The 12899-nt window shown below is 44.4% G+C and carries 9 protein-coding genes; 6 read left to right on the top strand and 3 right to left on the bottom strand.

Annotated elements, in window-relative coordinates:
- Positions 1 to 138 precede the first annotated feature (138 nt).
- Positions 139 to 447 (bottom strand): stress response translation initiation inhibitor YciH, encoded by a 309-nt coding sequence (yciH, locus tag FXV91_RS02075; RefSeq protein WP_011032808.1) that lies wholly within the window; start codon positions 445 to 447, stop codon positions 139 to 141.
- Between the two features lie 559 nt (positions 448 to 1006).
- On the opposite strand from yciH, the gene FXV91_RS02070 reads away from it, so the two are divergent.
- From FXV91_RS02070 to FXV91_RS02045, 6 genes are all read left to right on the top strand, one after another.
- Positions 1007 to 1246 (top strand): helix-turn-helix domain-containing protein, encoded by a 240-nt coding sequence (locus FXV91_RS02070; RefSeq protein ID WP_229387849.1) that lies wholly within the window; start codon positions 1007 to 1009, stop codon positions 1244 to 1246.
- 418 nt (positions 1247 to 1664) lie between these two features.
- The gene (gene purL / locus FXV91_RS02065) at positions 1665 to 3812 is read left to right on the top strand and encodes a phosphoribosylformylglycinamidine synthase subunit PurL (RefSeq protein WP_229387846.1); all 2148 of its coding nucleotides are present in this window, start codon (positions 1665 to 1667) and stop codon (positions 3810 to 3812) included.
- A 992-nt stretch (positions 3813 to 4804) separates the two neighbouring features.
- On the top strand, positions 4805 to 5941 hold the full coding sequence (locus FXV91_RS02060) for a glycoside hydrolase family 57 protein (RefSeq protein ID WP_229387843.1): 1137 nt from the start codon (positions 4805 to 4807) through the stop codon (positions 5939 to 5941).
- The gene (locus FXV91_RS02055) at positions 5938 to 7134 is read left to right on the top strand and encodes a glycoside hydrolase family 57 protein (RefSeq protein WP_229387841.1); all 1197 of its coding nucleotides are present in this window, start codon (positions 5938 to 5940) and stop codon (positions 7132 to 7134) included. Before FXV91_RS02060 ends, FXV91_RS02055 begins: the two co-directional genes overlap by 4 nt.
- Positions 7135 to 7186: 52 nt before the next feature.
- Positions 7187 to 7993, top strand: a complete 807-nt coding sequence (locus FXV91_RS02050; RefSeq protein ID WP_229387839.1) for a V4R domain-containing protein — start codon at positions 7187 to 7189, stop codon at positions 7991 to 7993.
- Positions 7990 to 9966: a glycoside hydrolase family 15 protein gene (locus FXV91_RS02045; protein WP_229387837.1), complete on the top strand. Its 1977-nt coding sequence runs from the start codon at positions 7990 to 7992 to the stop codon at positions 9964 to 9966. The genes FXV91_RS02050 and FXV91_RS02045 overlap by 4 nt, the downstream gene beginning before the upstream one ends.
- A gap of 292 nt (positions 9967 to 10258) precedes the next feature.
- Here the strand turns inward: FXV91_RS02045 and serS are convergent, their stop codons facing one another.
- Together serS and sppA are read right to left on the bottom strand one after the other, a co-directional pair.
- Entirely contained in the window at positions 10259 to 11515 is a 1257-nt protein-coding gene (gene serS / locus FXV91_RS02040; protein ID WP_229387835.1) for a serine--tRNA ligase, read from the bottom strand.
- 138 nt (positions 11516 to 11653) lie between these two features.
- Entirely contained in the window at positions 11654 to 12883 is a 1230-nt protein-coding gene (sppA, locus tag FXV91_RS02035) for a signal peptide peptidase SppA (RefSeq protein WP_229387833.1), read from the bottom strand.
- Positions 12884 to 12899: the final 16 nt, after the last annotated feature.

Genomic DNA, 12899 nt, shown 5'->3' with positions numbered 1-12899 from the left:
CTCATGTTCCAGTCAATACACCGGAAAGAAGGGGCATACTGTCGAAAAACTGGCAAAAAGATACGTACAACTCCGAATCTATAAACTTACAATCCTGTTCTCAGGTTCGGTTGTTCCGATGGGGGACGGATTCAGAGTTTAGTTTTTAATTTGCTCAGCAGAGAAACCCTTTTCCATGAGGACTTCTTTCATGCGGGTCAGGTGATTGCCCTGGAGTTCGACAGTGTTTCCTTTTACTGTACCTCCGCATGCAAACTTTGATTTAAGGTAAGTGGACAGTTCATGAAGGTCAATCTCACTTGCATCGAAACCTTCTACAACAGTAACTTCCTTTCCATATCTTCTTCTGTTAACTTTCACAGTTATTCTCTGTTGCTCTTTTGCAACTTCTTCGCAAATGCAAAGTTCTTTTGGAAGCCCGCATACCGGGCACATTCCGCTGCTCATTTGTTAGTATGTCCTCCAAATTTGTAATCATTGTATATGTAATTTACATCCGAAAATATCTGAATAGATATAAAGTACTTATCAATGATGATATTAAAGCCTAATGGTATTTTTCAGGCACTTTATACTGAATTTCGCTATAAGCAAGAAATCCTCAATAATATAAAAAGCCAACCAGAGTTTTGTATTTATTTATTTTTTGAATTATAAGTAAATAACCTTATAAAGATTAAGTACTTTTCACACATTTGAATTAATATAATTTAACAGGTTTGTAGAAAGTATGGAGACCGCCGACAAAACATCTGAAAAACTCGGGCACAGGCAGCTTCAAGAAGCAGGAATTCCGAAAAAACCCGGATTATACCTTAAAGAATAAAACCCCGAAAATTTGTGCTTTTGGCAGAAAAAGCATTTTTCAGCCAGCAAAAAGCTAAATATATCTTGAACCCCATCTTTTTATGTAACCTATATAATTACATATTTATGAACTATTGATATATAAATATAACTATATAATAATGTCCGGAAAAAAACAAGCATATCCGGGAGGTACCCTATGAACGAGTTAATAGGTTTTGTGAACGGAAATAGCATAAGGCAAAAAGTGCTCTCTCTGCTCGCCTCAAAAGGGGAAATGGAAGGAAAACGCATCTCTAAAACTCTTCGGGTAGTATACCCTACCATAGCAAAGACTCTTGAGGAACTTGAAGAAAAAGATCTGATCGCAAAAAAAGAAGAGGTTTACTTCCTGACCGAAACCGGAACTAAGATAGAAAAAATGGTTCAGCAAATCTGAATTATAAATTAATTCATGCTTTTTTTATTTTAAATTTAATTTTTAAAGTAAGCCTTTTGGTTCTAATCCCTTTTCTAAAGCCTTTTAGCCCCATTATCTTTTCTATAAGCCCTTTTGACTCTATTCTCATATCATTTTGTGTACTATATCAGCCTGAGAATAAGATATCCTGTGTAAAAATGAATCCTATCCTGAAAATCCAGGAAATCTGTAGACAAAGCGTTTACAGATGCTTGTTCCGAAAGAAAGTTTCCTCTAAGGCTTAAAGAAATATTTATCTAATCCCTGTTCCTTTAAGTCCGCATAGTCTATTAACGCTACATTGAAACGCTACATTGAAAACCCTAAAAGTTAGGGAAATTACAAGAGAAACTAAGCTTCGGCATCCAAATGAGGCTTAAGAATCAGAGGCAAGGCAATGTTACCTGAAGAAGACCTGAAGATCATTAAAAAAGAACTTGGGCGCGAGCCTACCCTGGTAGAGCAGGGCTGTTTTTTAAATCTGTGGAGTGAACACTGTTCCTACCGCTCAAGCGCCCCTCTCCTAAAGACCTTCACAACCACGGGCGAAAACGTTCTTATCGGTCCTGGAGACGATGCTGCGATCATTAAATTCGAAGATGGATATGTGCTTGCTATAGGCATGGAAAGCCACAACCACCCTTCATATGTAGACCCGTATAATGGGGCAGCTACCGGTGTGGGAGGCATAGTAAGAGATATTATATCCATGGGAGCCCGTCCGATAGCCCTTATGGACCCGCTCTATTTCGGGCCTCTGGACACCCCTAAAAACCTTTTCCTTTTCGAGCAGATTATTAAAGGAATCGCAGGGTACGGGAACTGCATAGGAGTGCCTGTGGTCAAGGGAGAAACTTTTTTTGATAGAAGATATAGTGGAAACCCGCTGGTAAACGTTGTTGCAGTCGGACTCTGCAAAGAAGAGAACGTTACCACCTCTCGCTCCCAAAAAGCCGGAAACAAGCTCATTCTTGCGGGTTCAAGCACAGGAAAAGACGGGCTTGGAGGAGCTTCCTTTGCTTCCAGAGACCTTTCCGAATCAGCTGAAGCTGAAGACCGCCCAAGCGTTCAGGTAGGAGACCCATATACCGAAAAGCTTGCTATAGAAATGACCCTGGAAGCCATAGAAAAAGGATATGTAAAATCCTGCAAAGACCTTGGCGCTGCAGGGCTTGGAGGAGCAAGCTCGGAACTGGCTGCAAAGGGAGGACTGGGAGCCCGTATTATTGCAGATGCGGTTCCGCAGCGCGAACCTAACATGAACGCCTATGAGATCCTGCTCGCAGAGTCCCAGGAGCGCATGCTCTTTGAAGTAGCTCCTGAAGACGTCGATGCAGTAATTGCCCTGGTACAGAAGTATGACCTGAATGGGGCTGTGATCGGATACCTTACAGAAGAGCCCAATTATACAGTTGAGTTCAGAGGAGAAATCGTTGCCGACATTCCAATAGGTTTCCTGACAGGGGGGGCCCCGACATGCGAAAAGCCCTCTGAAGCCCCAACTCGAAGGGAAGAGGACAGAAAACCGGAAACTCCAGAAGACCTGAAAGTGGCTTTCCTGAAAGTCCTGTCCTCCTACAACATTGCCTCAAAAGAATGGATTTACAGGCAGTATGACCATGAGGTTCAGTTAAGGACCGTTGTCAAGCCCGGAGAAGACTCCGGAGTGCTGAGGGTTACAAATACAAAAGGGATTGCACTTTCCTGCGGCTGCCAGCCCAGAGCCACACTGCTTGACCCTTACACAGGCGGAAAGACTGCAATTATCGAAAACGCCATGAATCTTGCAGTAAAAGGTGCAGAAGGACTGGCTATTGTAAACTGCCTTAACTTTGGAAATCCCGAGCGCCCTGAAACTTACTGGCAGTTCAAAAATGCCGTACTCGGGCTCGGAGACGAAGCTAGAAGGCTTTCAATCCCGGTCGTTGGAGGAAACGTTTCTCTATATAACGAGAGCGATGAGCTCAAAACTGCAATACCTCCCACTCCCTCAATAGGAATGATAGGGAAAGTGGATCTCGAAACTCCTCTCCCCTCAAGTTTCTTTACGAATGCGGGAGACAGCATTATACTTGTAGGAGAGACAACGCCTGAAATGGGAGGCTCCGAATACTATGCCTGCATAGGGTCTGGCAATGCCGGAAAAGTCCCTGCAGTCCCGGAGAACGCCCCTGGCGTTATAAAAGCCATAATTGAAGCTGTTAAAAGCGGAAAACTGAGCTCCGCACACGATCTTTCCCTCGGAGGGATCGGAGCAGGGCTTGCAAGGATGTGCAAAACCCTGGGTGGAAAGGTAGACCTCAGCGAAGTTGCCGGTGAGATTGGAGCAGATGAATTTCTGTTTTCAGAAGCTCCTGCAAGGGCACTGATTGCTACAGCCGAACCCGAGGCTGTGCAGGAAATTCTTAAAGGTGTGCCCCATACCGTAATCGGGAAGGCTGGAGGCGAAACCCTTGAAATCAAAGGCAAAGACTTCGAAGTTTCCCTCTCTTTAGAAGAAATCAAAGAGGCATACGGCAGCCTTACCAGATTTATGATGGGATGATTAAATTCATCCCCTGATTCTTTTTAGCCCGGCGTATTTTTTAACTCGCTACAGACTATTTTTCAGCCGTTGACCTTTACTCTTTTTATTTCGCCCGCTATTTTTATACTTTTATTGATTCTGTTGTTTTTACCCAGTTACTTTTAATATGTTATTGATAGACTGCTTTCCGGCTTTTCACATTAATCTTCAACTTTTTTTCAGAGCTATTCTTTTAAGAGCTGTGCTCAAGAGAACTAAATAAGGAGGTACAGCAGTAATTGAGTTCAAGAGGGTTAAATTACAACTATTTCGGGCCTATCTCTGATCTGCACAACCGTATCAGCTATTCCGTGTCGTTTTTGTCACACCCGAATTGCGTCTCGCCCGAATTGCGTCTCGCCCGAATTGCGCCTCGGGAGTACGCGGTCCTTTTCGCTACGCTCAAGAGGACTAAAAAGACAAAACAACAAACCTCGACTCATACAACCTTATTCGTGATACTGAACCATTCTTATTACGCTCGACGAAGGGGAGTAGCCTCGAAGACAAAAAGGAAGAAAAAAATATAAAATAGACAAATGGTAATCTACACCTGCGTTACTGCTTTTTACTGCCTTTCCGAGTTTCTTCCTTCAACTTCATTCTTCCTCTACCCAGGGAGAAGGCCACCGGACAAGCTGGTGGGGGCGTTTATATTTACCTGCGAATTTAAGACCAATTTTCGGGATAAGGGAAAATTATTACCTGGGACAGGAGGATGTTTCTTTAATATATTGTCTCTCTTAATTGCATTACTGGTTTACCGATTGTTTATTCTTACCTGACAGGCTGACCCCAATCTCATGCGGCGCAGGGAGAGAAAACTGAAAGATTCCTTTAAGAATTCCGGAAATAGATGAAAACAATTAACCAGAGGCCAGCTTTTTGAGTATGACCAAGAATTCCATTACAGGCAAAAGGCTGAGAGAAACAATAGTTTTTAGTAGGTTTCCGCACAAGACTATTTTGTTATGAAAGCCGTTTGCATGTGTGTGGGAGTGCATCTGCCTTACAGTCCAAAATGGTACTGGCCTGTAGAGGGTTTTTCCGGGGTGCCTGAAATGGACCGGTATTTTGATCGGAATCAGATTTTTTCAAGACTCTTAAAAAGTGGCAGAGAACTTTTGCGCCTTAATGACCTTTTTATGGAATCAATTGAGAGAGGGGGAAGTTACACTTTTGACCTTTCAGGTCCTTTCCTGGAACAGTGCAGGTGGGACCCTGAACTTCTTGAGTCTTTCAGGGAGCTTGCAGAAAGCAGAAAGGTAGAGTTTACAGGAAGCTGCAGTTACCATTCCCTTAGCTCTCTTTATCCTGACCTTTCCTGGTTTAGAGAAGAAGTAACAATTTACAGGGAAATGCTCAAGGAATTATTAGGAGTAAACCCAGGGACTTTTGTGAATACGGAACTACTGTATACGGAGAGAGTGGGAAATATACTTGCGAATATGGGTTTCAGGTGCCTTATTGCCGAAGGGTCAAGAAACATTCTGGACGGATACGATCCCGTCCGCGTTTTTGAAAATGACCTTCCTATCCTTCTCAGGCACATAAATCTCAGTGAAGACCTTGAACTGCGTTTTTCGGAAAAAAGCTGGGAAGGCTATCCCCTAATCCCGGAAAAATTTGCAGACTGGATTGCAGGCATTGAAGGGGATGTACTTACCCTTTATCTAAATTACACAAGCCTTTGCCTTCACCACAGGAGCAAGAGCATGATAGCCGAATTTATACGGGCTTTTCCGGAAGCACTGAAGAACCGGGGCATTGAGATGATCACACCTTCGGAAGCAGTAAGCAGGTTCATCCCTTTGAGGCTTCCAACCCTTGGGACCGAACAGACAATCCGCTACGGAATGCACAATGCTGTCGGAAACCATGCTCAGCAGCTCTACCTAAGGGAGCTTGTAAGAGTAGGGGAAGAACTTACGGAAATTAAAGAAAAGAAGAACTATCAAAAGCTGAAACGGGTTTTCGGTTACCTTCAGCAAAGTGAAATCCTTTTTTCAATGGGCCCGGGAAACGCACGTGAAGGACATGAGAGAGCTGTAAACTACTATTCCATTCTTTCGGATTTAAGAAGATCCGTTCTGGAGGAAGGGGCATGACTTCCCTTTGCATGTACTTTCAGGTGCATCAGCCTTTCAGGCTGCGCAGGTTCTGGCCTGATGACAGGTCTGGCTTCTTTCGATACTTTGATGAAAGAAGCAACAGAGAAATTTTCGAAAGAGTAGCCCAGAAATGCTATCTCCCTGCAAACAGGGCTCTTCTGGAGTCACTTGACGAATATAAAGGAGAATTCAGGTTTTCACTTTCGATTACCGGTACACTGCTTGAACAGTGCGAATTCTGGGGAAAAGAGGTGCTGGAGAGCTTCCGTCAACTTGTAGAAACAGGAGCTGTGGAGCTTCTGGACGAGACCTTTTACCATTCCCTTTCAAGCCTTTTTGATGACAAAACAGAATTTATCGAAGAAGTTAAGGAACATAAACAAATTGTTTCCGATCTCCTCGGAGTTAAACCTCAGGTATTCCGAAACACAGAACTGCTCTATAACAATACTGTAGCAAAGATCGCTTCCGAGCTGGGTTATAAGGCAATTCTCACGGAAGGTGCGGACCATATGCTTGAGGAGAGATCTCCTAACGTCCTTTATAAGGCAAAAGACTCAGGGTTACCCATTCTCTTCAGGAACTACAAACTGAGCGACGATATAGGATATCGTTTCTCTGCAAGATGGTGGGAAGGCTATCCTCTGACTGCGGAAAAATGGGCTTCATGGGCTTCAGGGGTTAAAGAGGACTGCGTTAATATCTTTATGGACTATGAAACTTTTGGAGAGCATCAGTGGAGAGAAACCGGGATTTTTGATTTTATGGAAAAACTACCTGCAGAAGTCCTTAAAAAAGGCCTGGAATTCAGTACTCCTGTAGAGGTTGCCAGAAAATATTCACCTGTAGCTGAGATCGATGTTGGAGACTTTTCAACGATTTCCTGGGCTGATATGGAGCGCGACACCAGCGCATGGCTTGGAAACGATATGCAAAGACGTTGTTTTGAAGAAATAAAACTGCTTGAGCCTTTTGTGAAAAAGACAGGAGACCCTGAAATCCTGCGTATATGGAAGCACCTTTTAACTTCGGACCATTACTACTACATGTGCACCAAGTGGCTCGGGGACGGAGACGTGCATTCTTATTTCAGTGTTCATTCCACTCCTTTCGAGGCAGCAGTGAATTTCATGGCTGTACTTATGGACTTCAAAGCCCAGGTATTCAGAAAACTCAGCACAATGGCTTAAGGAAATATATGCGTACAGAATATGCGTACAGATCAACTGGAGTTTGAGTTATATGGTTAGGGACTTATGCATGTTTGCAGGATTCAACGAAGATTCGCGAATTGTATGGTTCAAGATTACATATTCAAAAGAGCCTGGCTCTTTATCTATAATAACTGATTTTCTTGAAAAAGAAAATGCGTTCATCACTTTCGGGCATATCGACAATATTACACAAAAAACAGGAGAATACTCAATATTTACAGAGCTTAAGAAAGATGTTGATATGGGGGAGCTTGCCCGGAAAATCGAAGAACTGGAAGTTGTGAGTACAGTGGAACATGGGGTTTCGGAATTCGGGATGATTTACTCCGTTGACTTCCCCCTGAACGTCATAGGAGTCAGGGGAGTTATGGCAAGGGCACTCACTATTGTCGACATAATAAAAACCCTTAACCAGAGTGTGCCACATGCCGAAGGGCTTCTTACCCTATCCGGACTACGGGGAGGTACCCATGCCGCAAAATATTTCAAGAGCATTATGCCCATTAATGACAGCAACTTCGCAAGCATGCTTGCAGAACTCTACAGAGCTGTGGGCTGGGGAATCCTGGAAATTGACTGCAACCCCGAAACCTATGAAGGAAAAATTATTGTAAAAGAGTCGTTTATAGCCGATGTTTACGGTGGATCGGACCAGCCGGTATGTGCCTTCATGAGCGGCTATTTTGCGGGTTACCTGACCGAGTATTTCGGGAAGAATATAAGTGTGAGGGAAGTCAGCTGTAAAGCCACCGGGAAGAATGTCTGCGAACACATAATCTCCCTGGCTCCCTCCAGTCCAAATCAGGAACACCAGCTCAGAGGGGAGATCAGGTGATCAGACAACCTAACGCCATTCTGGGAAATAATGAGCTGCTCGTAACAATGGGAAAAAGAGGGGAAATCTTAGGGTTATTTTATCCCCGCAGAGACCATGCCCAGCATGTAGAAGAATCCGTTGCCTGCATCTACACAGGAGAAAGACTTCTCTGGACAAACGACAATGACTGGCACTCAATTCAAAACTACATAGAGGATACCAATATCGTATCCACAAAACTTTACCACGATTCCGGGATAAGGATCTCGATTCTTGACCTTGTGCACCCCGACGTTCCTGTCCTTATCCGCAGGTTTAAGGTGCAGTCCCAGCAGAAGATGTCCGGGAAATTTTTCTACTACTCGAACTTCGATGTGGGGGAAACCTCCAAGAAAAACTCAGGTTTTTGCGATACGGAAGCTCGCCTGCTTGCACAGTACTGGCAAAATTACTATATAGGAATCTATGCCCTGCCGGAGTTTACGGAATGGCAGGTTGGAAAGGCAATGGATACTATATGGTGGACAAACTCCAAGTACGATATGGAAGACGGAAAGCTGCAGCGGAATAAAGAAGACATAGGAAATATCAACAACGCTGCTGGCTGGGACCTTGAACTGGAAGCTGATGGGGCAAATGAGTTTGTCATCTTTATAGGAGCTGCATCTTCCCGGAGCCTTCTGTATAAGAGGATGCATGAGTTATCCAAACTGCCTCTTGAGCACATCTTTGAAAAAACTCGGGAACACTGGGTGATGTGGCTAGCAAAAAAGCACGTGCTTAAAATGCCAGGAATCGAGGGATACGACAACCTTCGCCAGGAACTATTCAATGCTTATAACCGTGCTCTCCTTATGCTTTACCTTCTTAATGACCATGAATACGGATCTTTTGTAGCTGCCCCGGAGTTTGATTCCAATTTTGAGAAATGCGGAGGATACGGATTTTGCTGGAACAGAGATACTTCGGAGTTAGTGCTTGCCCTTAAGCACTCCGGATATCCCGAATATTGTGACAGGTTTTTCAAGTGGTGTATCCGGACCCAGCTGCCTGACGGCTCCTGGTTCCAGCGTTACTGGCTCAATGGGGACATAGCCCCTTCCTGGGGAAATTTTGATTATTCAACCCAGATAGACGAGACCGGAGCCACGCTTCATGCCATGGATGTATATTACAGGATTCTTGAAAGTCTTAAAAAGGTTGAGTTCCTGGAGGAAGTCTGGGTCTCCGTACTCAGGGCTGCCGAGTATCTGATGAAGAGGACAAAGTCCGGGCTGCATGAAAGCTGTATGGACCTGTGGGAGACTTATTACGGAGTTTTCACGTACACCAATGCCTCGATCTATGCAGGGCTTATGGGCGCTTCTCATCTTGCAGAAGAAAACGGTGAGTCTGGCATGGCAAGGCGCTGGAAGAAAAGAGCTGAGTTTATCAAGCAAGCTACAATTGACCGTTTCTGGCTTCAGGAGGGCTATTTTGCGAAAGGTATTATTAATGAAAAACTGGATAAAACAATTGATGCAAGTGTCCTGGGCGCCTATATACCCTTTGGAATGCTCTCCCCGAAAGACCCTGTAGAAAGGGATATGATCCTTTTCCTGATAGAAAACATCCAGAAAAAGCTCTCAATTCCTATCAATACGGGTTACGGAATCAAACGCTATGAAAATGATACTTACATCGACGGAAATCCCTGGGTAGTAACCACTCTCTGGCTTTCAGAAGCTATGTTTGCTTTTGTCCTTGATCTCCCCAATGGAAAAGAGGGACCATATGCAGACGAGGTGAAAAAATTGACCAGTGAAGGGATTAAGTGCCTGAGATGGGCTCTTGCCGGAGCAACAAGCACAGGGCTTCTCCCTGAACAGGTAGATAAATCTACAGGCAAACCAGCCTGGGCAATTCCTTTAGGCTGGAGCGGTTCCCTCATTCTTGACAACATCCTCCTTCTTGATAAGATCTGCAGAAAAAACGCGGGAAGCCATGAATAATGCTGAAGGGGAAAAAATAAGTACCGAAGAGAAGATGTGAGTGGGAAAAGAAAGTGAGGGAGCTCGTTGCTCACTTTAAAAGATAAAGATTAGCTCGTAAGGTCTTTTCTCAAGGTAGTTTACGAACTGCCAGCTTTCTCATCGAATTTCCGCATATCGAAAAGCAACCTTGAGAAATTTACCCTGCCCATACGGACAATTCCCGGTTCAATCTAAGCTCCCCTGTATTCCTTCAGTTCCACGACCCTGTAAATTTGTCAAAGATTTTTCGGGGTAATCCACAAATTCAAACTTATCTGATTTCTTCGGCCCCGTGAAGATAAGGCCTGAGGACTTCTGGGATCTCCACGCTGCCGTCCTCACGCTGGTAGTTCTCCAGTATTGCAACTACAGTCCTGCCGACAGCAAGGCCTGAGCCGTTAAGTGTGTGGACAAACTGCGGGCCTTCAGGAGTTCTGAAGCGGATATTGGCTCTCCTTGCCTGGAAGTTCTCGAAATTCGAGCACGAGGATATCTCCCGGTACTTTTCCTGTGCGGGCACCCATACTTCGAGGTCGTAAGTCCTAGCAGCCGAGAACCCAAGGTCGCCAGTGCAGAGGCTTACTACACGGTACGGCAATTTAAGGAGTTTGAGGATCTCTTCAGCGTCGAGGGTGAGTTTTTCCAGTTCTTCATAGGATGTTTCCGGCTTTACGAACTTGACAAGCTCAACCTTATTGAACTGATGCTGGCGGATAATGCCTCTAGTGTCCTGACCGTGTTTTCCTGCCTCACGCCTGAAGCAGGCAGTGTATGCTGTAAGAAACACAGGCAGCTTTTCCATATACTCGTCCATAAAGAGGTTGGTCACCGGAACTTCCGCAGTAGGTGCGAGATAGAAGCCGTCTGCGCACACGTACATATCATCTTTGAACTTTGGCAACTGCCCTGTGCCGGTCATAGCTTTTTCATTTATAAGCACAGGCGGGAAAACTTCGAGATAACCCTGGTCAGTGTGCACATCAAGCATGAAGTTTATGAGCGCTCTTTCAAGTTTTGCGCCCATGCCTTTATAAACTGTAAAGCCCTGACCTGCTATCTTTGCCCCTCTCTCAAAATCGAGTATATCCAGTGCCTCTCCTATCTCCCAGTGAGGTTTTGGAGTGAACGTAAATTTTCTTGGCTCTCCAACTATCCTCACAACCGGATTGTCATTTTCATCCTTGCCTATCGGCGTCGTCTCAGATGGGATATTGGGGATACTCAGCATTATTTCATTTATTTTTGACTTATAATCACGTATCTTATCATCGATTTCTTTAATACGATCATTGATGCCCTGCATTTCGTTTATCTTGGGTAAGGCATCCTTATTTTCCTTCTTAAGCTGCGCTATCTCGCGGGTGACCAAATTTCGCTTATGCTTCAGGCCATCACCCTCGGCAATACATTCCCTCCAGGCCACGTCATATTCAAGAAGGCTATCTATAAGTTCGGTGCCCATATTTCTGTTAATAAGAGCACGCCCAACTATGTCGGGGTTGTTACGTACAAATTTGAGTTCCAGCATGTTAAGCCCGAGATATCCTGCATGTTAGCTAATATATATTTTGCTATTTTCAGGCTGCAAGCCTATTATAAGAAGCAGTAAACCGGAAAAAATAAAGAAAATAAATAATGGAAAAAGGAAAGAGAGGGAGTTCGTTAATTAACTTAGACAGGAAAGAATTTTCCCATAAGGGTTTTCCTCAAAGTAATTGACAAACTGCCCGGTTTCCTCATTGGAATCCCCGGATTCCGAACCGAGAAGTAACCTTGAAAGGCTTGCCTTGTTCATATACACAACTTTTGGCTCGCCCTGAATATCTCCCAGTTCCGCGGCCTTATCAATTGCATCATAGAGATTTCCAAAGTTGTCAACAAGCCCGAGCTCCTTTGCTCTGGTTCCTGTATATACGCGACCGTCGGCAAGGTCTTTTACCTCACTCCGGCTCATATTGCGCCCTTCTGCAACCTGAGTTACAAAGTCTTCGTAGCTGTCCATGACAACGGTATCAGCATATTCTTTCTCTTCGTCCGTAAGCCCCCTCCAAGACCCTCCCATATCTTTGAACTCACCGGACTTTGAAATGTAATAATCTATACCTTCCTTTTCGTAGTAAGAAGATAGATTCTCAAAGGTCCAGATAACTCCTATAGATCCCGTACTTGTAGAGGGGTTTGCGTAGATGTAATCTGCTGGTGCAGAGATATAATATGCAGCGCTGGCTGCCAGGTCTCCCATGGAAACAACAACAGGGATACCCTGTTCCTGTGCTTTCTCGATCTCTATTGCAATCTCCTGGGCGGCTGCAGGAGACCCTCCAGCACTATTTACCCTGAGTACAATTGCCCGGACTTCTTTATCCGCTACAGCTCTGTGAATATTCTCAGAAATCTCTTCCGAGGTTGCATAACCGAGCCCTGCAGGAACATTTCCGGTGAGCATGGAGCCCTGCACATAAATTACTGCTATCTTCTCGGAAGTCCCGAAATTTCCTCCGAAACCGAGACCATAAAAGATAGCAGCCATACTAACCGCAATAACAGTAATCAGAGCCAGTAAGACCAAAATATAGGACATACCGCTATGCTTCTTTTTCTTCAAGGAAGGAGAAGAGCCCGAATTCATGCTTAAACTCTCTTTTTCAATCGTTTTCTTATCAGAATCCCGGAAAGGGGGCTCCGGAACATCCTTAATTACCGAACCCTGTATCTCAGGAGCAAAATTGGGGCCTGAGGAATTTTCCCTGATAGTACTGGCTGAATTGTCCCCATCAGGGAGGATAATTTCTTTTTTAGTGTAAGCACTATTTTTAGAAAGGTCATCTCCAGGTGCTTCTTCCGGGCTCGTGTTTTTAGAATCCGTACCTTCTGAATTTACATTTTCATCATTCATGTCTGACAGAACCGCA

The sequence above is a fragment of the Methanosarcina sp. DH2 genome (assembly GCF_020804225.1).
Lineage (GTDB): Archaea > Halobacteriota > Methanosarcinia > Methanosarcinales > Methanosarcinaceae > Methanosarcina.
The sequence above is the reverse complement of the archived record's forward strand: the minus strand, read 5'-3'. Positions and strand labels throughout refer to the sequence as shown.

What these genes read in the sequence shown, in the direction of transcription:
- yciH (WP_011032808.1), bottom strand. Translation starts at nt 447, where the DNA reads ATGAGCAGCGGAATGTGCCCGGTATGCGGGCTTCCAAAAGAACTTTGC.
- purL (WP_229387846.1), top strand. Translation starts at nt 1,665, where the DNA reads ATGTTACCTGAAGAAGACCTGAAGATCATTAAAAAAGAACTTGGGCGC.
- FXV91_RS02055 (WP_229387841.1), top strand. Translation starts at nt 5,938, where the DNA reads ATGACTTCCCTTTGCATGTACTTTCAGGTGCATCAGCCTTTCAGGCTG.
- FXV91_RS02070 (WP_229387849.1), top strand. Translation starts at nt 1,007, where the DNA reads ATGAACGAGTTAATAGGTTTTGTGAACGGAAATAGCATAAGGCAAAAA.
- serS (WP_229387835.1), bottom strand. Translation starts at nt 11,515, where the DNA reads ATGCTGGAACTCAAATTTGTACGTAACAACCCCGACATAGTTGGGCGT.
- FXV91_RS02050 (WP_229387839.1), top strand. Translation starts at nt 7,187, where the DNA reads ATGGTTAGGGACTTATGCATGTTTGCAGGATTCAACGAAGATTCGCGA.
- sppA (WP_229387833.1), bottom strand. Translation starts at nt 12,883, where the DNA reads ATGAATGATGAAAATGTAAATTCAGAAGGTACGGATTCTAAAAACACG.
- FXV91_RS02060 (WP_229387843.1), top strand. Translation starts at nt 4,805, where the DNA reads ATGAAAGCCGTTTGCATGTGTGTGGGAGTGCATCTGCCTTACAGTCCA.